This is a genomic window from Streptomyces sp. NPDC006435 (genome assembly GCF_040612315.1).
Lineage (GTDB): Bacteria > Actinomycetota > Actinomycetes > Streptomycetales > Streptomycetaceae > Streptomyces.
This window is the reverse complement of record NZ_JBEXPY010000024.1, coordinates 26375-49211: the sequence shown is the minus strand read 5'-3', so window position 1 is coordinate 49211 and position 22837 is coordinate 26375. Positions and strand designations below refer to the sequence as shown.

General features: G+C 72.4%; 18 protein-coding genes. 10 read left to right on the top strand and 8 right to left on the bottom strand.

The window, feature by feature from the left end:
- Positions 1–7: 7 nt before the first annotated feature.
- A complete protein-coding gene (locus ABZZ04_RS23045) occupies positions 8–673 on the bottom strand; it encodes an MSMEG_1061 family FMN-dependent PPOX-type flavoprotein (RefSeq protein ID WP_356934074.1) in 666 nt (221 codons plus the stop codon).
- Between the two features lie 607 nt (positions 674–1280).
- Here ABZZ04_RS23045 and ABZZ04_RS23040 point away from each other — a divergent pair.
- The 5 genes from ABZZ04_RS23040 (at position 1281) to ABZZ04_RS23020 (ending at position 14203) form a co-directional block, all read left to right on the top strand.
- Positions 1281–2891, top strand: coding sequence for an amino acid adenylation domain-containing protein (locus tag ABZZ04_RS23040; protein ID WP_356934073.1), 1611 nt, complete (start codon positions 1281–1283; stop codon positions 2889–2891).
- 156 nt (positions 2892–3047) lie between these two features.
- Entirely contained in the window at positions 3048–6491 is a 3444-nt protein-coding gene (locus tag ABZZ04_RS23035; protein WP_356934072.1) for an amino acid adenylation domain-containing protein, read from the top strand.
- Positions 6488–11995 (top strand): amino acid adenylation domain-containing protein, encoded by a 5508-nt coding sequence (locus tag ABZZ04_RS23030; protein ID WP_356934071.1) that lies wholly within the window; start codon positions 6488–6490, stop codon positions 11993–11995. The genes ABZZ04_RS23035 and ABZZ04_RS23030 overlap by 4 nt, the downstream gene beginning before the upstream one ends.
- Positions 11996–12104: 109 nt before the next feature.
- On the top strand, positions 12105–13244 hold the full coding sequence (locus ABZZ04_RS23025) for a Glu/Leu/Phe/Val dehydrogenase dimerization domain-containing protein (protein ID WP_356934070.1): 1140 nt from the start codon (positions 12105–12107) through the stop codon (positions 13242–13244).
- Positions 13241–14203: a D-2-hydroxyacid dehydrogenase gene (locus ABZZ04_RS23020; RefSeq protein ID WP_356934069.1), complete on the top strand. Its 963-nt coding sequence runs from the start codon at positions 13241–13243 to the stop codon at positions 14201–14203. Before ABZZ04_RS23025 ends, ABZZ04_RS23020 begins: the two co-directional genes overlap by 4 nt.
- Positions 14204–14395: 192 nt before the next feature.
- Here the strand turns inward: ABZZ04_RS23020 and ABZZ04_RS23015 are convergent, their stop codons facing one another.
- A complete protein-coding gene (locus ABZZ04_RS23015) occupies positions 14396–14914 on the bottom strand; it encodes a CGNR zinc finger domain-containing protein (RefSeq protein WP_356934068.1) in 519 nt (172 codons plus the stop codon).
- A gap of 110 nt (positions 14915–15024) precedes the next feature.
- On the opposite strand from ABZZ04_RS23015, the gene ABZZ04_RS23010 reads away from it, so the two are divergent.
- A complete protein-coding gene (locus tag ABZZ04_RS23010; protein ID WP_356934067.1) occupies positions 15025–15888 on the top strand; it encodes an alpha/beta hydrolase in 864 nt (287 codons plus the stop codon).
- 127 nt (positions 15889–16015) lie between these two features.
- A complete protein-coding gene (locus tag ABZZ04_RS23005; protein ID WP_356934128.1) occupies positions 16016–16513 on the top strand; it encodes a DUF2004 domain-containing protein in 498 nt (165 codons plus the stop codon).
- Between the two features lie 409 nt (positions 16514–16922).
- On the opposite strand, the gene ABZZ04_RS23000 is transcribed toward ABZZ04_RS23005, so the two are convergent.
- The 4 genes from ABZZ04_RS23000 to ABZZ04_RS22985 form a co-directional block, all read right to left on the bottom strand.
- Complete coding sequence (locus tag ABZZ04_RS23000; RefSeq protein ID WP_356934066.1) at positions 16923–17519, bottom strand: GNAT family N-acetyltransferase; 597 nt, start codon at positions 17517–17519, stop codon at positions 16923–16925.
- 196 nt (positions 17520–17715) lie between these two features.
- Positions 17716–19182, bottom strand: a complete 1467-nt coding sequence (locus ABZZ04_RS22995; protein WP_356934065.1) for an MFS transporter — start codon at positions 19180–19182, stop codon at positions 17716–17718.
- An 11-nt stretch (positions 19183–19193) separates the two neighbouring features.
- Positions 19194–19328, bottom strand: coding sequence for a hypothetical protein (locus ABZZ04_RS22990; protein WP_356934064.1), 135 nt, complete (start codon positions 19326–19328; stop codon positions 19194–19196).
- 211 nt (positions 19329–19539) lie between these two features.
- Positions 19540–19770 carry a hypothetical protein gene (locus tag ABZZ04_RS22985; protein WP_356934063.1) on the bottom strand — a complete coding sequence of 77 codons (231 nt, stop codon included), beginning with the start codon at positions 19768–19770 and terminating at the stop codon, positions 19540–19542.
- Between the two features lie 54 nt (positions 19771–19824).
- On the opposite strand from ABZZ04_RS22985, the gene ABZZ04_RS22980 reads away from it, so the two are divergent.
- Positions 19825–20310, top strand: coding sequence for a hypothetical protein (locus tag ABZZ04_RS22980; RefSeq protein ID WP_356934062.1), 486 nt, complete (start codon positions 19825–19827; stop codon positions 20308–20310).
- Positions 20311–20455: 145 nt separating this feature from the next.
- Here ABZZ04_RS22980 and ABZZ04_RS22975 read toward each other — a convergent pair whose 3' ends face one another.
- Together ABZZ04_RS22975 and ABZZ04_RS22970 are read right to left on the bottom strand one after the other, a co-directional pair.
- Entirely contained in the window at positions 20456–20725 is a 270-nt protein-coding gene (locus ABZZ04_RS22975; RefSeq protein WP_356934061.1) for a hypothetical protein, read from the bottom strand.
- A gap of 24 nt (positions 20726–20749) precedes the next feature.
- Positions 20750–21310 (bottom strand): SUKH-4 family immunity protein, encoded by a 561-nt coding sequence (locus tag ABZZ04_RS22970; RefSeq protein WP_356934060.1) that lies wholly within the window; start codon positions 21308–21310, stop codon positions 20750–20752.
- Between the two features lie 155 nt (positions 21311–21465).
- On the opposite strand from ABZZ04_RS22970, the gene ABZZ04_RS22965 reads away from it, so the two are divergent.
- Together ABZZ04_RS22965 and ABZZ04_RS22960 are read left to right on the top strand one after the other, a co-directional pair.
- Complete coding sequence (locus tag ABZZ04_RS22965) at positions 21466–21900, top strand: GNAT family N-acetyltransferase (protein WP_356934059.1); 435 nt, start codon at positions 21466–21468, stop codon at positions 21898–21900.
- A 630-nt stretch (positions 21901–22530) separates the two neighbouring features.
- Complete coding sequence (locus ABZZ04_RS22960; RefSeq protein WP_356934058.1) at positions 22531–22734, top strand: hypothetical protein; 204 nt, start codon at positions 22531–22533, stop codon at positions 22732–22734.
- Positions 22735–22837: the final 103 nt, after the last annotated feature.

The window sequence follows — 22837 nt, the reverse complement described above, 5'->3', positions numbered from 1 at the left end:
CCGGGTTTCACTCGTAACGCAGGCGCAGCGACTCCTGTTCGGCCTCCTCGACCTGGTCGACGGTGAGGTCCGGCAGGTCCAGCTGGGCCAGCGTCACCTCGGCACTGGTCGGCTGGGCGTCGGCGGGCACCCACCGCTCAGGCCGCCAGGCGTCGGCGCGCATCAGCGACTTCGGGCAGTGCGGATAGACCTGCTCGACCTCCACCACGAGCGCCGTGACCGGCGGTTTCCCGACGGGAGTGAGCAGGGCGAGCAGCTCCGGGCGCGCCGAGACGCAGGCACGGCCGTTGACGCGCAGTGTGGTCGGGCGGCCGGGGACGAGGAAGAGCAGCCCGACGCGTCCGGTCTCCAACACGTTGTGCATGGTGTCGAGCCGCTTGTTGCCGGTCGCGTCGGGAATCACCAGGGTCCGCTCGTCCAGCACCGAGACGAACCCGGCCGGGCCGCCACGCGGTGTCACGTCCGCCCGGCCCCCGGCGTCCGCACTGCCGATGAACACCAGCGAGGAACAGCCGATCAGTGACCGGGCCTCCTCGGTCAGGTGGTCGATCTCCTTGCGGAGCGAGTTCGGGTTCGGCGGTGGGTAGAGCTCGCGCAACTGGTCCGGGTCGGTGAGGGCGTCCGCCCGGAGGGATTCGAAGAGCAGGCCGGCGGCTCCCGTGTCGATCGTCATGCGGACCACCCTAGAAGACGGCCGGGCAACAACTCCGGTTCGCTTTCGCGGCGGATGGCTCGATCTTCCCCACTCCAACTGCCCTTCCCCGACTTCCCCGTCGTGAAATACCCGGTCCAACTGTCATGTGCAGACTGCCCTGTTCCAACCTTTCCGATCCAACCTCCCTGACGACAACGGAAGATGACAGTGCAATCAGGTGAATGCAATGAAGTCGGCATGCCCCCCGCCCCCTCTTCGGACGGGGTATCGCGCCACGAGGTTGCGTGGTGCTCCAGGAAGTTTTTTTCGGATTGTTGTGCAACCTGACCGCGGATGCCTCCGTCTCCTCTCACGCAAAGGCTCCGGTGCCACCGCGGCCTGTGATGCGAACCGTCCGGGAGACCCGCGCCCACCCGCGCATTCCTCCCCGGACGGGAAGGAAACGTCAGCATGGCATCAAGGAACCTTGTGTTGTGCTTCACCACCTCTATAAGTTCGCGCTGAAACGGTCACAAAAATGAGTGGAGCGGATGTGCGCCCCCAACAGGGCCCGTCGATGGCCGAGTTATCCGGCCGGCGGACAGTGTGTTCCATCCCCGCAGGGCTCCCGGGGCTGATCAGGGAAATGTCCCGGAAGAGACCCACGGCCGTCGCCGTCGAGTGCGGCGACGAGAGACTGACATACGCGCAACTCGAAGCGTGGTCCGACGGGGTGGCCCGTACGGTACGGGCCACAACACCATCGGGCCGGCCCGTGGCGATGGCCGTTCCGCGGAGCGTCCAACTGCTCGTGGCCCTGCTCGGCATCCTGAAAGCAGGGCGTCCCTACCTCCCCCTGGACGCGGACGACCCCCCGGACCGGCTGCGACGCGTGCTCGACGTGTCGGGCAGCACCCTGGCCCTCGTCACCGGCACGACACGGGACCGGATGGCCGCGCAGGGGCTGCGCACGCTCGTGCTGCCCGCGCGCTTCGAGGGCCCGGCGACGGGGGAGACGGAGTGGGACGCCTTGCCGCCGGTCCCCGACGAGCAGCCCGTCTACGTGCTGTTCACATCGGGATCCACCGGCACGCCCAAGGGAGTCGTACTGCCGAGCGCCGCCCTCGTCAACCGGCTGGTGTGGATGCGCGACGCCTACGGGGCCGGCCCCGGCGACCGCGTCCTGCAGAAGACCCCCGTCACCTTCGACGTTTCCGGCTGGGAGTTGTGGCTCCCCCTCATGTCCGGCGGCACCTGCGTCCTGCTGCCGCCCGGGGAGCACCGCGAACCCGGACTCGTGGCACGTGCCATCCGCGAACGGGGCATCACACTCTGCCACTTCGTCCCCACCATGCTCCGCGAGTTCCTCCGCCACCGCGATGCGGCACGGTGCACCTCTCTGCGGCACATCTTCTGCAGCGGCGAAGCACTGCCGGTCGAAGTGGCGCGTGCGTGCGTGGACACCGTCCCCGCCGCCCTGCACAACCTCTACGGCCCCACCGAGGCAGCCATCGAGGTCAGCCACTGGACCGTCCCGACCCCGGCGCGGGAGATCGACCGCATCCTCATCGGCCGCCCGATCGACAACTGCGTACTGCTCGTGGTCGGCCAGGACGGCGGGCCGGTACTCGACGGCGACGAAGGGGAGTTGTGCATCGGGGGCACGCCACTGGCCCTGGGCTACCTCGACGATCCCGTACGGACCGCCCGCGCCTTCGTGCCCGCACCACCGGGAGCGTCCGTGGACCGGATCTACCGGACCGGCGACCGGGTGCGCCTGACCGGCGGGAACCTGGAGTACCTGGGACGGACCGACGACCAGGTGAAGATCCGCGGGCAGCGCATCGAACCGCAGGAGGTCGAGCACCGGCTGCGTTCCCACCCCTCGGTGAACGAGGCCGTGGTGGTGGCGGTCCGGCTCGGGGAGGACACCGAACTCGTGGCGTGGATCCGCGCGACCGGGGCCGGCACCCCCTCCCGCGAACTCTCCGCCGCCCTGCGCACACACATCGCCTCCGCCCTCCCCGCCGCGTACGTGCCCGGGCACTACCTGACGCTCGACGGGATTCCCCAGACCGGCAGCGGCAAGCTGGACCGGGCGGAGCTGCGCGCACGCGCCGAACAGCGGCTCGGCGCCGGGCGGACCGCGCCCGCCGCACCCTCCGCCACACCGGGCGACCGGCCCCTGCTCGCGGCCCTGCTGCGGGAACGCGACACCCGCGCCGCCGCGACCGGGTCCCGCGAAGGGACCCGCTGACCCGACGGTCGGCCCTCACCGGGATGCCACGCACCCCGCTCTTCCTTCCTTCTTCCTTCTCCGCCCGTCCGAGGCACCCCCGTACCCATGGGGGCTTGTTCCCACGCGTCACGGTGCCCCCATCCCGCGGCGCTCTCGAATATCTGGAGCCATCCCATGCAGGTCGATCCTCCGCAGCAACCACGGTCCGAGGAGCACTTTCCTCCCCGGACCGTCCACGACCTGGTGGCCCGCCGGGCCGCCCAGCACCCCGAAGCCACCGCCGTGATCGCGGGCGAACGCAGAATGAGTTACCGGGAACTGCTCGCCCTCGCCGCACGGATCGGCGCACTCCTTTCGACCGCCCCACGGGGCAGAACCGGAATCTGCCTCGGCCGCGACGAACGCACGGTCGCCGCCTTCCTGGGAGTGTGGCGGGCCGGCCGCTCCTGCGTGGCCCTCGACCCCGCGCTCCCGCCGTCCCGGCTGGCCCACATGGTCGACGCCGCCGGGATCGGCGAGGTCCTCACCACACCCGAACTGGCCCCCGTCGTCGCGGCCGCGGGCGCCCGCCCCCTCATCGTCGACACCACCCCGCACCAGGACGTCCACGACAGCCCCGCACCGCCCCCGGCACGAACCGCGGGCGAGGAGGCGTACGTCCTGTTCACCTCCGGCTCCACCGGCACCCCCAAGGGTGTGGTCATCGGACACTCCTCCGTGCTCGCCCTGATGGAATGGATGACCCGGACCATCGACCCCGCGCACCTGCGGGTGGGCCTGGCGACCGCTTCGCTCTCCTTCGACGCCTCCATCCACCAGATCTTCGGCCCGTTGTGCGCGGGAGGCAGCGTCGTCCTCGCCGACGACATCCTGGCGCTCCCCGACCTCCCCGCACGGGACGAGGTCACCATGATCAGCGCCCCTCCCTCCGGCCTCGCGATGCTGCTGGAACGCCCGCTGCCGCCGGGCGTACGCCGGGTCAACGCCGGCGCGGAACCGGTGCCCCGCCCCCTCGTCGACCAGCTCTACGCACAACCGGGGGTCGAAACCGTCGTCAACCTCTACGGGCCCACCGAATGCACCGTCTTCTGCGCCACCCACCCGATAGGCCGTGACGAAACGGGCACGCCCCCCATAGGCACGGCCGTCGCCGGCTGCGAACTCACGGTGCGCGACCCCCGGCAGCGCCCGGTGCCGGACGGCACCGCCGGCGAACTGTGGGTCGCCGGCCCGCTGGTCGGCCTCGGCTACCTGGACTCCCCGGAGGCGACGGCGGCGAGCTTCGTCACCGACCCCGACGCACCCGGCGGCAGGCGGTACCGCACCGGCGACCTCGTACGCCGCACGAACGGCGTGCTGCACTACCTCGGACGCCTCGACGAACAGATCAAGGTACGCGGCTTCCGCGTCGAACCCGGTGACATCGAGGCGGTCCTCGCGACGCTCCCGGGCGTGCGGCACGCCGTCGTCCTCGCCCCCGTGGACCAAGGGGGCACACGGACCCTGCACGCGCACGTCGAGGCCGTCCCGGAGAGCGCTCCCGCGCCCACCGAGGAGGAACTCCTCCGGCTGCTGCGCACCCGACTCCCGCACTACCTCGTGCCGGCCCGCGTCCTGGTGACGGACCGGCTGCCGCGCAGCAGCAACGGCAAGGTGGACCGCAAGGCCCTGTCCGCCGTGACCCCGCCCGCCGGCACGACCGAACCGGGCGAACGCCCCCGGCCGGGAGCGGAGACCCGGCTCGCGGCGATCGTCGGCGAGGTGCTCGGCACGGACCGGCCGGTGGGCCGCACCGACCGCTTCGACCTCCTCGGAGGACACTCCCTGGCCGCCGCGCGGGTCCTCGCCAGGGTCCGCACCGAATGGGGAGCGGTGGTCCCCCTGGGGGACTTCCTCACCGAGCCGACCGTGGCGGCCCTGGCCGGACTCATCGACGACGCCCCTCCGGTGCCCGCGCCGGTCCGGCGGCCGGACGCCACCGAGTCGCCGCTGAGCGACATGCAGCGCGAACTGTGGACGACCCGCCAGATCAGCCCGGTACCCGGCATCACCACGGAGGCGTTCGTCCTCGGCATCGACGGCGCCGTCACCACCGACGCGCTCCGCGCCGCCCTCGACGCACTCGTGGTGCGGCACGAGGCGCTGCGCACCGTCGTGGCGGAAACCCCGCACGGCCCGGTGGCACGGGTGCTGCCCCCGGCACCGGTGCCCCTCACCGAACACGACATGACGCGGCGGACGGCGGAGGAGACCGACGCGCTCGTCGACGCGGCGGCCCGACAGGTCTTCACGCCCGAGGACACCCCGCTGCTGCGCACCGTGCTCGTCCGCACCGCCCCCGACCGGGCCCGGCTGGTGATCGCCGTCGACCACCTGGCCTTCGACGGATGGTCGGGGGGCCTCGTCCTGGAGGAACTCGCCGCCGCCCTCGACGGCCGGCCCGTGCCGGAACCGGCCGTGCAACTCGGGGACGTGGCGCGCTGGGAGGAACACGCCCTCACGCTCTCCTCCCGGTCCGACCGCGACTTCTGGCGCGAGGAACTCAAGGGGGCACTGCCCCCGTGGGACCTCGCACGCCGCACGCGTACGGGAACCCCCGCGCACCGGGGCGCCAGGCTGGTGCGCCTGCTGCCGCCCGGCACCGCCGAAGCCGTACGGGACCTGGCGGTCTCCTCGGGCGTCTCGGAATTCGCGGTGTACCTGGCGGCGCTCGATGTGCTCATGGCGCACTGGACCGGACGGCACGACGTCCTCGTCGCCGTGCCGGTGGCGCGGCGCCCCGTACCGGAACTCGACCGGGTCGTGGGGCCCCTGCTCTTCGTCCCCCCGGTCCGGGTCGGCTTCAGGCCCGAGGAGACCTTCCGCACCGTGGCCGCGCGGGCGGCCCTGGCACGCAACCGGGCGCTCGCACACACGATGCTCCCCGCCGCCGCACTCGCCGGGGCGGCCACGGCAGCGGGAGTACCGAGGCGCCCCGGCGCGCCCCTGACCCCGGTATCGCTCTCCATGCGGCCGTCGGGGGCACCGGTCCGGGTCGACGCCGGGGAGGTGACCCTGCGGGTCCTCGGCGAACGCGACACCGGCAGCGCGCGGGACGACGCCACCTTCCTCGTCAACACAACGGTGTCGGGCACCGAGATCCACCTCGTCCACGACCTCGAATGCTTCGACGAACAGGCCGCCGGGGCCCTGCTGGACGGGCTCCTCCACGTCCTCGCCCGCGGCACCGAAGCACCCGACCGCTCCTGCTCGGCCATCGACCTGCCCCTCCCGCCCCCACCGGCCGAACTCCCGTCCCCGTCGGCCGAGTTGCCGGACCCGGACGGAAGGCAAAGGATCGCACCGTCCACCGTCGTCGAGGAGTTCCTGGCGACCCTCTGGGAACAGCTGCTGCCGGTGCAGGACGTGTCCGCCTCCGACTCGTTCCTCGACCTCGGAGGGACCTCGCTCACCGCGATGCGGGTCGCGGCCGAGATCTGGGAAGCGCTCGGCGTCGACGTCCCGGTGCGCACGGTCTTCGCCCTGCCGGTGCTGCGCGATCTGGCCGCCGAGGTCGAACAGCAGGCACTGGCCGCCCTGGACGCGGCGGACCCGGACCGGAAGGAGGCGACGGCATGAGCGACACGACGACCACGGCCTCCCGGGCCGACCAGGACCGGCTGCGCGCCCTGCTGTCCGCCCGCAGGTCACAGCGCCCGCAGGCCCCCGCCGCACGGCCGGGGGACGAGCCCCTGCCGCTCGGTCCCGCACAGCACGCGATGTGGCTCGCCTCCCAGCTCCAGCCGGACAGCCCCGCCTACCTGGTCCCCGTCCTGCTGCGGCTGAGCGGTCCGCTGGACCGCCCGGCCCTCCTGACCGCACTGCGCGGGCTCGTCGAACGGCACGACGTGCTGCGCGGCGTCGTCGACGCCTCGGGCCCCGCCCCCGTAATGGCCCTGCGCCCGGCCTCGGCCGTACCCCTGGACTTCGTCGACCTCGGCGCCGCCGCGGACCCCGGGGCCGAACTCGACCGGCTCGTCCACGAGCACGTACGGCAGCCGATCGCCCCCGAACGCGAATGCCCGCTCCGCGTCACCTGCTTCCGCCTCGACGAGCAGGAGCACGCCCTCCTGCTGGTCCTCCACCACATGGCGACCGACGCCTGGTCCAACGGCCTCCTGCTCACCGACCTGGCCGCGCTCTACGCCCACGAACTGGGGCAGGGGCCGCCGCCACCACGACCCCCGCAGTACTCCGAGGTGGTCACGCCCGCCTCCGAGGAACTGACCGCCCGCCATCTGCACTGGTGGCAGGAGCGGCTGCGCGACGCGCCCACCGCACTGGACCTGCCCGCCGACCGTCCCGCCCGGCCGTTCCCCTCCGACGCGGGCGACAGCGTCCCCCTCGTCTTCCCCGCCGGACTCGGGGCGCGGCTCGACTCCCTGGCCGCCGACAACGGTGTCACGCTGTTCATGGTGCTTCTCGCCTGCTGGCAGGCGCTGCTGGCCCGGGTGTCCGACAGCGAGGACATCTCCGTCGGGGTACCGGACGGGGGACGGCACACGGCACGCGCCGGACGGGCCGTCGGCCCGTTCGTCAACACGGTCGTGATGCGGACGGTCCTGTCCCCGGCCTGGTCGGGGCGGCGCCTGCTGACCGAGGTGCGCGACGTCGTGCTCGACGCACTGGCCCGGGCGGACGTCCCGTTCGACCGTGTCGTGCACCAGGTGCGCCCCGACCGCGCCTCCGGCACCGGGCCCCTCTTCGAGACGATGGCGAACCTGTACGTCCGGCCCGACCTCACCGGCCTCTTCCCGGGACTGACGACCCGGTTCACCGAGATCGCGACCGGCGCCGTCAAGAGCGAACTGGCCCTGCACTGCTTCCTGGCGGGTGCCGAGGGGCCGCTGAGCGGAGTGCTCCAGTACCGTCGCGAACGCTTCGACCCGGCGACCGCGCGACGGCTGGGCGAGTCCTACCTGCGGCTGCTGACCGGCCTGGTCGACGACCCCGACCACCCCGTGGGCAAACTGCTCCCGACGGACCCGGCGGAGGGAGTGCTGCGCGGGCCGGTACGCACCTACCCCGGCGACTCCGTTCCCGAACTGGTGCGGCGCCGGGCCCGCTCCACGCCCGGACGGACCGCCGTCGTCGCGGAGGACGGCACCCTCACCTACGCGGAACTGGAGGAGCGGGCCGCCCGGGTCGCCGAGGGCCTGCTCGCGGCCGGGGTGCGCGCCGGCGAGCCGGTGGCGGTGCTGGCCGAGCGGGACGTCCACCTGCCCGTGGCCCTGCTGGGCGTACTCGGGGCCGGAGCGGCCTTCGTCCCGCTGGAACCCGCCCATCCCGACGACCGGCTCGCCCGCACCGTGACGGCGTCCGGCGCACGCTTCGTACTGGCCCCGCGGGCCCTGGCCGACCGGGTGCGGGCGGCGCACGTCCTGGTGACGGAGGACCTGGCCGCCCCCGGCACCGCTCCCGCCGACCGGCCCGGCACACGGGCGGAGGTGGCGGAGGACCAGCTCGCCTACCTGATCTTCACCTCCGGAACGACCGGCACCCCCAAGGGCGTCGGCGTGGAGCACCGCTCCCTCACCCACTACCTGCACGCCGCGCTGGAACGGATCGACGGACACGGGCGGTCGTTCGCCCTGCTCTCCACGGCGGCGGCCGACCTCGGATACCTCTCGCTGTTCGGGGCGCTGGTGAGCGGCGGCACGCTGCACCTGGTGGAACGCGAACGGGCCACCGACCCCGAAGGGCTGGCCGACTACTTCGCCACCCACCCGGTGGAAGTCGTCAAGATGGTGCCCAGTCACCTCGAACTCCTCGCCGCCCACGGCGACTTGGCGGCCGTACTGCCGAAACACCTCCTCGTGCTCGCCGGGGAGGCGTGCCCGCCGCAACTCGTCGCCCGCGTCCGCGCGGCCCGCCCCGGCCTGCGGGTGCACAACCACTACGGCCCCACCGAGACGACCGTGTCCGTCCTCGGATGCGAACCCACCGACACCGACACCGACACCGACGACCCCGCGGACACCACCACCGCCTCCTCCACCACCACCGTCTCCGTCACGACCCCTGCCTCCGTGCCGCTCGGCACGCCCTTCCCGAACGCGCTGTGCTACGTCGTCGACCGCGGCGGGCGCCTCGCACCCCCGGGAACCCCCGGGGAACTGTGGATCGCCGGCCCCGGAGTCGCACGCGGCTACGCCGGGAACACCGAAGACACCGCACGGGCCTTCGTCCCGGACCCGGTCGAGGGAACCCGGCGCTGCTACCGCACGGGCGACCGGGTACGCATACGCCCGGACGGACTCCTGGAATTCCTCGGCCGCCTCGACGACCAGGTCAAGGTACGCGGATACCGGGTCGAACCCGGCGAGGTCGCCGCGGCCTGCCGGGCACTGCCCTCCGTGCGCGAGGCGGTCGTGCTCGCCGTCGGGGAGGCACACCGGCGCCGCCTCGTCGCCTGGATCGTCCCGGCGGACGACGGCACCCCGTTCGACATCGCGGCCGTGCGCTCAGCCCTGCGCTCCCAACTGCCCGACCACATGGTCCCATCGGCCCTGGTACCCCTGCCCGGGATACCGCTCACCCCGAACGGCAAGGTGGACCGCGCCGCCCTGCCCGTCCCGCAGGCATCCGGGAAACACAACGGCACACCCCCGCGCAGCGCCGCCGAACAGCGCATCGCGGCGGCCTGGAAAGAGGTACTGGAACTCCCCGACCAGGACCTCGACATCGACGACGACTTCTTCGCACTGGGCGGGGACTCCTTCAGCGCACTGCGCGCCGCCCGGCTGATCGGCCCCGATCTGAGGGTGGTGTCCCTCTTCACCCATCCCACGGTGCGGGAACTGGCGACCCTGCTCGACGACCCCGGGGCCGCCGGCACCGGGCTCCTCCAACGGCTGGCCGGGCCGCCCCCGGGCACGTCCCCGGCGGTGACCCTCGTCTGCCTGCCCTACGGCGGCGGATCCGCGGCCTCGTACCAACCCCTCGCACACGAACTCGCCGCGCGACGGCCGGACGTCCAGGTGCTCGCCGTGGAACTGCCCGGCCACGACCCCGCACGCGCCGACGAGGAACTGAGCCCCCTCACCGAGGTCGTGGCACGCTGCCGGGACGAACTCGCCGGCATCGACACCGGCAGGGTCCTGGTCTACGGGCACTGCGTCGGCACCGCACCCGCGGTCGCGCTCGCCCTCGCACTGGAGGAGGCGGGCGAGGAACTCGCCGGTGTCGTCCTCGGCGCCGCCTTCCCCAGCGCACGGTTCCCCGGCCGGCTGTCCGCCCTCGTCCACCGCTGGTTCCCCGACGACCGGCGCACCTCCGACCGGGCCTACCACGACGTGCTGCGGGCACTCGGCGGGCAGATGGAGGAGGAGACCCGGGACTCGGTGATCCGTGCCGTCCGGCACGACGCACGCCAAGCGGTCGACTGGTTCAGCGCCCGTTCCGAGACCCACGACCCCCGGCGGCTGCGGGCGCCCGTACTGTGCGTCGTCGGCGACCGCGACCGCACCACCGAACTCTTCGAGGAGCGGTACCGCGAGTGGACCGCCGTCGCCGACGACGTCGCCCTCTCCCGCATCCCGCACGCGGGGCACTACTTCCTCAAGCACCAGGCCGGCGAACTCGCCGGGATCATCGAGGAACGACTCTCCGCACCGGCCGCCCCCGAACCCGCCCCGACGGCCTCCGCCTCCGACTTCGTGTCCGCCTCCGTGTCCGCCTCCGACTCCGCACCCGCGGCCGTCCCCGTACCGAAGGCACCGGACAACTCGTCGCAACGACGGGACCTGCGCAGGTTCGGCCTCTTCGCACTCGGCCAGACGGCCTCGATGACCGGCTCGGCGCTCACCTCCTTCGGCCTGGGGGTGTGGGTCTTCCAGAAGACCCACCAGGTGTCCGCCTACTCCATGGTCACCATGCTGGCCATGCTCCCGGCCTTCCTCGCCGCGCCACTGGGCGGCGCCGCCACCGACCGCTGGGACCGCCGCAAGGTCCTGCTGGGCTGCGCCGCCGTCTACGGCGTCACCCTGTCCGGCCTCGTCGCCGCCGCGGCCACCGGGACGCTGCAGGTGTGGCAGGTCGCGGTGTTCGCCGCGCTCACCTCCCTCACCGCGGCGTTCCAACGGCCCGCCTACCTCGCCTCGGTCGCCCAACTGGTGCCCAAGCCCTACCTCGCCCAGGCCAACGGCGTGGTGCAACTGGGCACCGCCCTCAGCACACTGATCGCGCCGGTGCTCGGCGGAGCGCTGATCAGCCTCACCGGACTGGCCGGGGTGATCTGCCTCGACCTCGTCGCCGTCCTCGCGGGCGGGGCCGTCCTGCTCGTCATCCGCTTCCCGGACCGCCTCTTCCGCAGACGTCAGGAGGGCTTCCTGTCCTCGATCACCGGGGGCTGGCGCTTCCTGGCACGACGGCCACCCATGGTGGCGATGGTGCTCTTCTTCATCGTCGTCAACTACATCATCGCCACCACCACGGTGCTGACGGCTCCGCTCGTCCTCTCCACGAGCAGCCCGGCCGTCCTCGGCACGGTCACCGCGGCGGGCGGCCTCGGCGCCGCGGTCGGCGGCCTGGCCATGGCCTTCTGGGGCGGCACCCGGCGCCGGGCCGACGGCATGATCGGCATGACGATCGGGATGGGCCTGGCCACCGCGCTGATCGGGCTGCGGCCGGAACCCGTCCTCATGGGCGTGGGCCTGTTCCTGTGGTGGGTGTGCAACGCCCTCCTCAACGCACACTGGCTCGCCATCCTCCAGGCCAAGGTGGGCCTGGAACTGCAGGGCAGGGTCGTGGCCACCAACCAGATGCTCGCCACCGGGCTGATGCCGCTCGGCTTCCTGCTCACCCCCCTCCTGCTGAACCACTTCTTCGACCCCCTCGTCGGGCAGGAACCGTTCCTCCGGATCGCGGGCGGCACGGGTCCGGGCCGGGACATGGGACTGCTCATGATCACCGGCGGACTCCTGCTCGCGGTGTGGGGCGTCCTCGGCCTGCGGTACCGCCCCCTGCGCCACATCGAGAGCCGGCTCCCCGACATCTCGACGGCGGAGGTCGTGGCGGACGACCTCGACACGCTCCAGGACGAGGCGGACACCCTGCTGCGCCGGAGCGCCACCCGCACCTGACGCCGCTCGGGCCACGCCGCCACCGGGGCCCGGACGCGTACGGACACGTACCCGACCCGCGCCCGCACCCTCGCCACGACGTACCCACCGGAACCAGAAAGACGTGGACATGAACCAACTCCTGCACGGCGACGACGCCCTGGTCGCGTCGCCGCTCTTCACCACCACACTCTCGTTGCCCGGCTGCGAGGCCGACGCCTGGGTCGTCGTGGACAGCACCGTACGGGGCCTCGCCATGGGCGGAACCCGCCTCACCGGGACCGTCGACGAACTCGAACTGGCAGCCCTGGCAAGGGCGATGACCCACAAACTCGCACTTGTCGGCCTGCCGATCGGCGGTGCCAAGGCGGGCATCCGCCCCCGCTCCGCCATCACGGACCGCGACCGGCTGATGCGCACCTTCGGCCGGGTCGGCCGCCCGCTCCTGCACGGCGGTGTGTACCTGGGCTGCGACCAGGGCACGACGCCGGCGGACCGCGACACGTTCTTCGCCGCGGCCGACTACGACCTCACCGAAGTACCCGGGGCCACCCGGCTGGACGTGCCCTGGGAGCAGTTCTACCGGTCCATGTCCGACATCACGGGCTTCGGCGTCGCGACGGCGGCCCTGAGCACCCTGGAGACACAACGGGTCACCGCACCCCAGCGCGTGGCGGTGCAGGGCTTCGGAGCGGTGGGCCGGGCCGCGGCACTGCACCTCGAACGCGCGGGCCACCGCATCGTGGCCGTCGCCGATGTCCTGGGCACCCTGACCGACCCGGCCGGCCTGAGCACGGAAGGGCTGATCGCGGCGACCTCCGCCGACGGCACCGTCGACCGTTCGCTGCTCCCGGCCCGGGTGCGGTCCCTGGGCCCGGACCGGGCCTGGCTGACCGCCGACGCGGACGTCCTCGTCCTCGCGGCCGGGGCCGACGCGATCGACCCCGGCTCGGTCCCGGACGTGCGCGCCCGCGTCGTCGTCGAGGGCGGCAACCTCAGCTGCGGCCCCACCACGCGCCGCCTCCTGCGCGAGGCGGGCCACACGGTGCTGCCGGACGTGGTGGTGAACGTCGGCGGAGCAGCCCTGACCGGGGCGATCCTGACCGGGGTGGCCCCGTCCGGACTGTCCGCGCCCCGCCTCGCGGACTGGCTGCGCGCCTGGATCGCGGACAGGATCAGGCGCAACTGCGCCCTCGTGACCGAGCTGACCGGCCAAGGCAGCCCCGACCCCGTGGCGGAACTCCTCGCACACCGGGCGGTGCACCGGTGAGGACGTCCGCCTGGCACGACCCGCGTGTCCTCGTCGCACACACGGCGATGGCCGAAGAACTGCTGCCCCACCTGGAACCACTGGTCACGGCGGTGCGGGCCGCCTCCCTCCCCGACCTGTCGCAGAGCGAACTCGCCGAGGTCGAGGTGCTGATCGGCCACCACTTCCCCGAGCGCTCCCTCGCCCTGCTCCCCGGCCTCCGATGGCTGCACCTCACCGGCACCGGAACCGACCACCTCCCCGCCGCCGGACTCGCCCCCGGGACGCTGGTGACCAACTCGGCGCGCGTCCCCGTCGAATCCGTCGCGGAGTACGCGCTGTCCGCACTGCTCATGCTGCTCAAGGAGTTCCCGACCCTGTCGGCACGCCCCCAACGACGTGCCTGGCACATGTCCACCGCCACGATGCTGTGCGGATCGACCGTCCTGGTCGTGGGAGCCGGAAGGATCGGCCGGGCCGTGATCCGCAAGGTCACCGCACTGGGCGCCCGGTGCGTCGCCGTCACCCGCACCGGGGAGCGGAGCGTGCCGGGGGCGGACCGCACCGTGGGCGCCGACCGCCTGGCCGAGGCCGCCGCCACCGCCGACCACGTGGTCTGCTGCCTGCCGGCCACCGCCGGAACCCACCACCTCGTCGGCGCCGACGTACTCGCCGCCCTGCCGGCCGGAGCGGTACTGGTCAACGTCGGCCGGGCCGCCACGGTGGACGACGAGGCCCTGCACGAGGCGCTGGAGACCGGAGCACTGCGCGGAGCGCTGCTCGACGTCCACGACATCGAGCCCCTCCCCGCCGACGACCCCCGATGGCGGACACCGGGTCTGGTGATCTCCCCGCACTGCGCCTTCGCCTTCCCCGGCGAACCCGCCGCCGTGGGCCGGGCGTTCCAGGACAACCTCACCGACCTGCGCGCCGGCCGAACGGCCCGGGACGCCGTCACGGTCGGAACACAACGCGGCTGAACACGAAGGCGGGTCCGGTCCCTCCCGGGCACCGGGCCCGCCTCCCCGGGTTTCGGTCCCGCCTCCCCGGGTTTCGGGCAGTCGACGAGTACGGCTTCGAACCGGATCCGGCCGCTCGGACCGGGCACGCCCGGCACGTGGCCGACGACCACGACGACCACGGGTACCGACTGCTGCCCCGTACCGCCCCCGCTACCGCCGCGGGTGCGACTTCTGGAAGCGCTCGGACTTGGCGCGGTTGCCGCAGACCTCCATCGAGCACCAGCGGCGGGAGCCGTTCTTGCTGACGTCGTAGAACCACAGGACGCACTCGGGGTGCGCGCAGCGGCGGACGCGGTCGGGCCGTTCGGCGAGCAGGCGGACCAGGTCGGCGGCGGCGGTCCAGGCGGGCAGCCGGGCCGGGTCGTCCACGACGGTGGCGACCAGCGGCGCTCCGCCGCGCAGTCCGGGCCGGTGGAAGCCGTGGGCGAGGACGCGGTTGAGCGGGCCGTCGTCGCCGTCCTCCAGCGCGGCGCGCAGTGCGGACCGGGCCTGAAGCAGTGCGTCGCGGACGGCGGCGGTGTCGGCGGCGGTGCCGGACATGTCGTGGTCGGCGAGCCAGTTCTCCAGGCCGTCGGGCTCGTCGAACTGGTCGAGGCGGCGGCCGTGGTCCACCCAGACGGAGTTGACCAGGTCCAGGGCCATGGGCTCGCCGATGAGCGGGCGTGTCATGCCGCACAGTCTACTCAACCGGTAAAACGCACTTGACCGGTTGACCGTGACCGTCCTACGGTGATCCCGCCGTCAACCGGCTAAACGAATTTAGATGGTTGGAGAAGGTCATGACCGCAGTGCGCCACCACACCGCCCGGATCGACGGGCTCGACGTCTTCTACCGCGAGGCCGGCGACCCGGCCGCGCCCACGCTCGTCCTGCTGCACGGCTTCCCGACGTCCTCGGTGATCTACCGGGACCTGATGGCCGACCTGTCCGACGAGTTCCACCTGATCGCGCCGGACTACCCCGGCTTCGGCCTCAGCTCCGCGCCGCCCGCCGACGAGTGGGACTACACCTTCGACCACCTGGCGGACACGGTGGACGCGCTGCTGGAGGAGCTGGGCATCACCCGGTACGCGCTCCACGTCCACGACTACGGCGCGCCCGTCGGATTCCGCCTGGCGCTGCGCCACCCCGAGCGGATCACCGGCATCGTCACGCAGAACGGCAACGCCTACGAGGACGGCCTGACACCGTTCTGGAAGTCGATCCGCGACTACTGGGCCGACCCGTCCGCCGGGAACCGCGACGCGCTGCGCGGCCTGTTCGCCGCCGAGGCCACGCACTGGCAGTACACCCACGGCGTCCCGGACACCACGCTGGTGGACCCGTCGCAGGCGCTGCACGACCAGGCGCTGCTGGACCGGCCCGGCAACGACGAGATCCAGCTCGACCTGTTCCTGGACTACGGCACCAACCCGCCGCGCTACGCCGAATGGCAGCAGTACCTGCGCACCCACCGGCCGCCGCTGCTGGCGGTCTGGGGCCGCGGCGACGACATCTTCGGCCCGGACGGCGCCCGCGCGTTCGCCCGCGATCTGCCCGACGCCCGGATCCACCTGCTCGACGCGGGCCACTTCCCGTTCACCACCCAGCGGATGCGGAGCGCGGCACTGATCCGGGACTTCCTGCGCGGCCTGCCCGACTGAACAGGGGGACCGGCCCGCACCATCCGGTGCGCCGCCGTTGATGTCGGAGCTCTCCGCTACGGTGAACCGGTCCACGGAGTTTCCCGCGTCCGGCGCGGCAGGAGAATGGTGATCTCTGGTGAAGGCCATGGAGCACGCCCACTTCGGGCGTGTGGAAACAAGTGCGCTGGACGGCACGGACGTCGTCTGGGAAAGCACTTCACGACTCGGGGACGACGAGGTCGAGGTCCGGCTGTGGGCCGGACCGTCCGACCAGCCGGACACCGAGGAGCTGGACGCGCTTGCCGCACGCCTCTCCGACCTGCCGGCCCTCGACACGACGGCCCGCACGGCGCTGTGCGCGTACCTGCGCGAGGACCGCTCCTTCATCGACCACCACATCGAGGAGCTCGAGGACAGCGAGACGGTTGTCCGCCTGGTACGGGACGCGGCCGGCGAAGAGGTCGGAGCCGACTCCTTCGTCGCCGCCATGCGTCTGAGCGGCGTCGGCCTGTGGCTGAGCGGTGTGTCCGACGGGTCTCCCGTCATCCTGGACTACGTTTTCGATCCCGATCTCAGCGATCAGATACTCGCCGTCAAGCTGACCCGGGACGGAGCGGTGGTTTCCGTCGACTGGGAGAGCTGACGACTCCACCGCCGCCCGGACGCAGTACCGGGGGACCCGGGCCACGACCACGACGAGTACCGCTGTCCGGTCCGGGGCCCCGGTGCAAAGCCGCGTTCGATGCCGCGGCGGGCGAACAGCGGCTTCACACCGAGGCCCCGGACCGGGCAGCCGACGCCGGTCGGTGAGGCGCGCGTTCGCCCGCCTCACCGGCTCCCGCCGACTGCGCTCCGTGTTCGGCGGTGCCGTGGGCCGACCGCTCGCCGCGAGTCGGTTGAGAACCCCCGCCGGGGTGAAGCCCAAGCCGACGAGGCGCGGTCCGCCCCAGCTGACGCCGACCATGTGTCCCGCGGGCGCCACTGCCGCAGTTCGGCGCTGGCGTGCTCGACTTCGCGGCCACACTTGAAGACCCCGTGCGGCCGCTGCCACGTCACGGCCGCGGAAGACGCTCTCGCCGACCGGGTCGAGGCCGTCGTGCCGTCGCAGGTCGGGCTTCCACCGCGATGCCGGCCATCGCCCCCGGCGGGCGCACCATGAAGACGTCGATCGGATCCTGGGCCTCCACGACGAATCCATGGCGCTCGTAGAGCCGACGGGCAGCACTGCCCTGCAGGACGTTCAGGCCCACGGTCATGCCCTGCGCGTCGGTCCGCTCCAGCACCGTGCGCAGCACAGCGGACCCGAGCCCTCGGCCCTGACGGTGCGGAGCGAGGTAGAAGTGCTCCAGCCACTGCCTGCCTCCGGCAGGCCGGACCGTGACGCATCCTGCGAGTTCACGGTCGATCACGACGACCGACGTGTGCTGTGCGGAGAAGGAATCCCGCAGCCGCTGCCGTACCCGGTGCTCGTCGTAACGCCCGAGGCGCTCCAAGTCCGCACGCATGACCGTGGCCCGCAACTCCGCGATCACCTCGATGTCCGCTGCCACCGCAGAACGCAGCACCCAGCCCGCGGCGCGCGCCGACATGCTTTTTGCAGGCACCGCCGCGTCCGATCGCGTCCCGCTCCCCATCACCCCGGCATCCATGGCCGGAGTATCTCAGTCCGCCTGCCCTGAACAGCAGGATGCGCAACCGAACCCGACCTGCCCAATCCCGCCGTTCCCTCGGGCTCGCACCATCTCGCAAGGGCTGTCCCGCCACTTGTCCCGTCAGCGGTCACGGGAGGGACAACCGGAGACGGAAGCGCCGCGCCCCGCTCGATCGCGGCAGGTGCCGTCGGCCTCACCCCGGAAAGCCGACGTCGGTCCCGTCGTGAGCCGCGGGCGCCGCGTCCTTCCGCCGGCCGTCGGCGGGCCCGGCGTCGCGCAGGCCGAGGGCGGAGACCGCCGCCCCCAGCAGCACCATGACCACCGGGACGACGAGCGCGGTGCGGTAAGCGTCCAGCACCGCACCCGGTGAGCCATCGGCGCCGGCCGAGGCGATTCCGTACACGGCGGTCACCGCGGAGATCCCGACCGCCGAGCCGAACTGGGTGCACGTGTACAGCAGCCCACCCGCCAGGCCCTGCTCCTCCGCGGCCACACTGTCGGTCGCCGCGATGGTGAGCGGACCGTAGGCGAGGGCGAAGGCGATGCCCGCGATGGTCAGACTGGGGAACATCGCCGCGTACGACCAGTCCATCCCGACCGGCAGGAAGAGCCCGTAGGCCACGATCGCCAGCAGGAAACCGCCGAGGACCACCCGGCCGTTGCCGTAGCGACTCACCAGGCGCGGGGTGAGGGTGGGCGCCAGGACGGCGTCGCAGCCCATGACGATCAGCGCGATCGCGGCCTGCGGGGAGGACCAGCCGCGCAACTCCTGCAGGTAGAGCGTGACGATGAACTGGAAGCCGAAGAACGCGCCCAGGAAGAGCAGCGCGGCGAGGTCGGCCCGCACCATCGCGGCCTTGCGGAAGATCTCCGGCCGGACGAGCGGCGCCTGGCTGCGCCGTTCGATCAGGATGAACACCACCACCAGCGCCGGCCCGGCGACGAGCGCGCCGAGGGGCGGCCCGAGCCCTCCGCCGCGGTGCTCGAGCCGGATGATGCCGTAGGCGAGCAGCAGCATCGCGGCGGCTGCGGTGGCCGCACCGGCCAGGTCGAATCCGCGCCGCGCGGGCTCGGGGCGGGTCTCGGGCGGCAGCAGTTCGAGTGCCGCGAGCAGTATGGCGCCGGCCAGGAACACCGGGGCGAAGAACACCCAGCGCCAGCCGAGTCCGGTCAGCAGGCCGCCGATGACGAGGCCCAGCGAGAAGCCGCCGGCACCGACACCGGCGAAGACCAGCAGGGCCTTGTCGCGCCGTGGTCCTTCCGGATACGAGGTCGTGATGATCGACATGGCGGCGGGGGTCATGAAGGCCGCCGCCACACCGGTGACGAACCGGGCCACGACCAGCATCCAGCCGTCGACCGCGAAGCCGCCCAGCATGGAGAAGACCATGAAGACGCCCAGCCAGGTGAGGAACATCCGCCGTCGGCCCAGCAGATCGGCGGCGCGACCGCCGAGCAGGGTGAAACCGGCGTAGCCGAGCACGTAGCCGCTCATCACCCACGCCGCGGTGCCGGTGGTCAGGCCGAGGTCGGCGCGGATGGAGGGGACGGCGACGGCCAGCATGGCGACATCGCTGCCCTCAAGGAAGATCGTTCCGCACAGGACGAGCAGCAGGGCCCGGGTCCGTCCGCTCTCGCGGACCGCAGGGGCGGTGGGCACGGATGCGTCTCTCACCCGTCGAGGCCCTCGGCCACCGGTGGTTCATCGGCGACGGACGCCGCCCATCGCGCAAACTGCACGGGCCCGGTCACGTCGCCCGCACCCGCACGTCGAACCATCAGTTCCGGAGCCCCCACGATCGCCATGGCCGCGACCGTACCGAGCAGCCTGCAACCGGGTCACACCTTTTATCCGCAGCCGGAGGCCGGAGCGGGTTCCCGGCGCAGAAGCCAAGGGCTGTTCCACGAGTGATCGCAGGCACGTGTTCCTCAGCCGGCCGGGCTGATTGACGGCTTCCGGCGCGGGTTCCCGCCGCGGCACGCTGCGTACGGTGCATCGACCGCAGATGGAAGACGGTCACGACAACGGGCGCACGACCGCCCTGGCGAGGCCCTCTGCGAAGGCGCGCGGTGCCGCCGGGGCGTCCACACCGTGGGCGTAGTAGCGCAGGAACGCCTCCTGAAAGCACGCGCCCACCAACAGGCTCGCGGACGCGTCCGTATCGGCGTCCGGGGCGATGCGGCCGAGGGCCCGCTCGGCCCGCAGGCAGCCGGCGAAGCCGGCGACCGCCCGTTCCGGCCTGTGCACCTGGGCTGGACGGTGTGGTCCGTCCGGCCGGCCAGCGCATGACATCCTGGCCCAGTGCTCCTGAACGATCTCTCCAGCAGTGTCGACCTCCGCCCGGTGCGCTATCAGTTCGCCACCGTCCGGGGCGACTCGTACGACGACAACTGGCTGGTCATTGATGGCACGGTGACGACTCCCGAGGGCAGCTGGTCCTTCGCCGATCCGTGTCTGCTCACCAATGAGGCCCGCCAGGTGTCCACGTGGCTGCGCGCGGTGGCCGCGGGGACGGTGGGCGTCACCGAACCTGATGCCGAAGGTGAGCTGTCGCCGGACACGTGGTTCATCGAGCCGGTCGTGGCTTTCAGCCTCGCCGATCGAAGCGAGGGCGGGACCGCGGTGATTCGCATTCATCTGTCCTTGGAGGCGGCACCGCCGTGGCAACAGGGTGATGGCGGAGCTGACATCTACCAGTACGTCGTGGAGGTAAGGACGGACACCGCGGCGCTGCTTCACGCGGCTGACCGGTGGGACCTCGCTCTGGCTTCCTTCCCGCCCCGCTGATCACCGTTCATGTGCGACAACCCGGCTTGCGTTGCTCACGAGATCCGTCTCGGTCGGGGCAGCCACCTGGCACTCCCGGTTCAACCGATTCCTGCTCGCAGTGGCCGAGCGGTCTTGCACGATCCGGTGCGTGTTGGATCCAGAGTTACTGGAACGGATCACCGCGCGGCGCACGGAACTGGACGAACTCGAGGAGCAGCCGGCCGAACAGCTGGCGGAAGTGCGGACTGAGCGGGATGAACCCGCCATCGCCGAACGTGTCCTTGAACGGATGACTGGGCAGATCGCCGAGGAACGCGCCCAGGCCGGGCCGGTGTCCGGGCAGGTCGTGCGGGTCGGGGCGGGTCGGGGCGAGGTGGTGGAGGCGGGCGATGCCGAGCACGGACTGACGGACCGGCGGACCTGCGCCCTGCATGCCCGGAGATGTACGGCCCCGGGGTCAGTAGAGCCAACGGTCCAGGAGCCCCGGCCGGAGGAACCGTTCGTAGCCGTTGAAGGACGCCGGGTCGATCCTCTTCAACTCCTCGGCCAGTTGGTCCAGTTCGGCGAAAGCCAGTTCTTCCTCCTCCTCGGAGAAGTACTCCTCGGGTCCGTCCGGCTCGCCGAGAAGCTCCGATGCCGTGACGCGGCTGCCGTAATGGTGGAGGGCGTCGAGCCACACGCCGACACCCGAGTTGGCGAACCACGCCTCCCCGTCCGGCATGACGAAGTGGACCGCCCCGGTCCCGGGCTCGGCACCGAACCACGACCGCTCGGCCGGCGTACCGGAGCCGGTGTCCTCCGTGAGGCGGTAGAGCGGACCACGGGACGTGCGCAGGACCGGATCGGCCTCGCTCTGCACCACGACTCGCCCGATGAGGCGCGGAGTCACCGGGATGCCCACCTCGACGAGTCGTGCCTTCATGAAGCCCGGGATCCGCCAGCCGGCCACGACGTCCCGCCCGGCTCGCGTGACACGCCCCGGACCGGCCCACTCGGTCAGTCGGTCGTACGTCACCATCGAACGGTCCTCTTCCGTCGGCTGCTGTCCCGGCCCTACCGAGCCGACATCGGGCCAAGGCATGGCCGCACTTGCGGGACGGCCGTCGGAGGCCGTCTCATCCGGCACGACAGTCACTTGGAAAAACCAAGCACCACGGGATACGCTGCCGCACCATGATCACCAGCGGTGGAAACAACGGGTACGAGCTCTCGACGGACCCGGATCGCCTCGACGTGGAACTGGTGCACCGTTGGCTCTCGACGGACGCGTTCTGGGCCCTGGGGCGCACCCGGAGGACCGTCGAGGAGTCGATGCGCGGCTCGCTGAACTTCGCCGTCCACGATGCCGACGGCGACCAGGTCGCCTACGCCCGCGTGGTCACCGACCGGGCCACCTTCGCCTGGCTCTGCGACGTTTACGTCGCCCCCGCCCACCGCGGCAAGGGGCTCGGGACGTGGCTCGCGACAGCGGTTCGCGACCACCTTGCCCCCTATCGGCTCAAGCGCGTTCTCCTGTCGACCCTCGACGCGCACGAGGTCTACGCGAAGGCCGGGTTCACCCCCGTACCGAACCCGGAGAGCTTCATGATCCTGAGTGCCGAGGAGTGAGGGGCGCGGACGGCCCACGGCAGCGGATGGGGGTGCGGGCGATGCGGTGCAGGACGCCGCGCCGGGACAGCCGTTTCCGGGCAACCTCAAGGCGCGTCCGTCCACCCCGTCGCAGAGCGCGGGGCGAGGGAACGAAGCGCGGGGCGAGGGGCCGGGGGCGAAACACGGGGCGAGGAGCCTCGCGGTGGGCCAGCCGATATTCACCCCCGCGCTTGCGGGAGACGGACGCGTGCGACGATCGTGGTGCGGAACGGCTGGAGCGATGCCGGTCTTTCCCGGGAGCGGAGTCAGGGTGCAGGACGACGAGATACGCGCGAGTTTCGACGGCCGCGCCCGCGTCGAGTTGCGGATCGGTCTTGTCACCGCCGCGAGCCGGCGCCGGATCGAGGAGATCGCCCACGCGCTCGGCTACCGGCTGATCACGGCGGAGAACCTCGCCGAGCTCGGTACCCGGCTCGTCCACGAACGCGACGACGGCCCGATCGCACGCCGTCGCGCCGAGCTGACCATTGCCCGGTTGCGGGCGGGCGGTCCGCTGCTGCCTGCGGTGGAGCCGCCGCCACCCCCGCCACCGGGCCCGCCGCCCCCGGCCCCGTCGCAGGCCCGGCCCCGACGGCCCGACCGTCCTCGGTGGGGCCCGCCGCCACCGCCGCCACTGCCCGCAACCGAGGCCCCGGCCCGACCGCGGTTCCCGCCCCCGCCGTCGGTCCCTCCGCCACCGGGCCCACCACCTCGGCCGCCCGTACCCCCGACTTCCTGACGGCGCTCGCCCGTGTCCCGGGCCCGCACGGCACCGACTCGCTCAACGGTGTGGCCGGTGTGATCGCGGCGTAGGAGCAGTCCCGGACAGCTCCGTGCTCCGGACCGAGCTCTTGCGCCTTCGGGAGCCGGTGACGGTTCTGCGGTGCCAGGGTGCGGACGCGGTCCGCAAGGGCCG

Excerpts from the sequence above, each read along its gene's own strand:
- ABZZ04_RS23045 (WP_356934074.1), bottom strand. The coding sequence starts at position 673 with ATGACGATCGACACGGGAGCCGCCGGCCTGCTCTTCGAATCCCTCCGG.
- ABZZ04_RS23040 (WP_356934073.1), top strand. The coding sequence starts at position 1,281 with ATGTCCCGGAAGAGACCCACGGCCGTCGCCGTCGAGTGCGGCGACGAG.
- ABZZ04_RS23035 (WP_356934072.1), top strand. The coding sequence starts at position 3,048 with ATGCAGGTCGATCCTCCGCAGCAACCACGGTCCGAGGAGCACTTTCCT.
- ABZZ04_RS23030 (WP_356934071.1), top strand. The coding sequence starts at position 6,488 with ATGAGCGACACGACGACCACGGCCTCCCGGGCCGACCAGGACCGGCTG.
- ABZZ04_RS23025 (WP_356934070.1), top strand. The coding sequence starts at position 12,105 with ATGAACCAACTCCTGCACGGCGACGACGCCCTGGTCGCGTCGCCGCTC.
- ABZZ04_RS23015 (WP_356934068.1), bottom strand. The coding sequence starts at position 14,914 with ATGACACGCCCGCTCATCGGCGAGCCCATGGCCCTGGACCTGGTCAAC.
- ABZZ04_RS23010 (WP_356934067.1), top strand. The coding sequence starts at position 15,025 with ATGACCGCAGTGCGCCACCACACCGCCCGGATCGACGGGCTCGACGTC.
- ABZZ04_RS23005 (WP_356934128.1), top strand. The coding sequence starts at position 16,016 with ATGGAGCACGCCCACTTCGGGCGTGTGGAAACAAGTGCGCTGGACGGC.
- ABZZ04_RS23000 (WP_356934066.1), bottom strand. The coding sequence starts at position 17,519 with ATGGATGCCGGGGTGATGGGGAGCGGGACGCGATCGGACGCGGCGGTG.
- ABZZ04_RS22990 (WP_356934064.1), bottom strand. The coding sequence starts at position 19,328 with ATGGCGATCGTGGGGGCTCCGGAACTGATGGTTCGACGTGCGGGTGCG.
- ABZZ04_RS22975 (WP_356934061.1), bottom strand. The coding sequence starts at position 20,725 with ATGCAGGGCGCAGGTCCGCCGGTCCGTCAGTCCGTGCTCGGCATCGCC.
- ABZZ04_RS22970 (WP_356934060.1), bottom strand. The coding sequence starts at position 21,310 with ATGGTGACGTACGACCGACTGACCGAGTGGGCCGGTCCGGGGCGTGTC.
- ABZZ04_RS22965 (WP_356934059.1), top strand. The coding sequence starts at position 21,466 with ATGATCACCAGCGGTGGAAACAACGGGTACGAGCTCTCGACGGACCCG.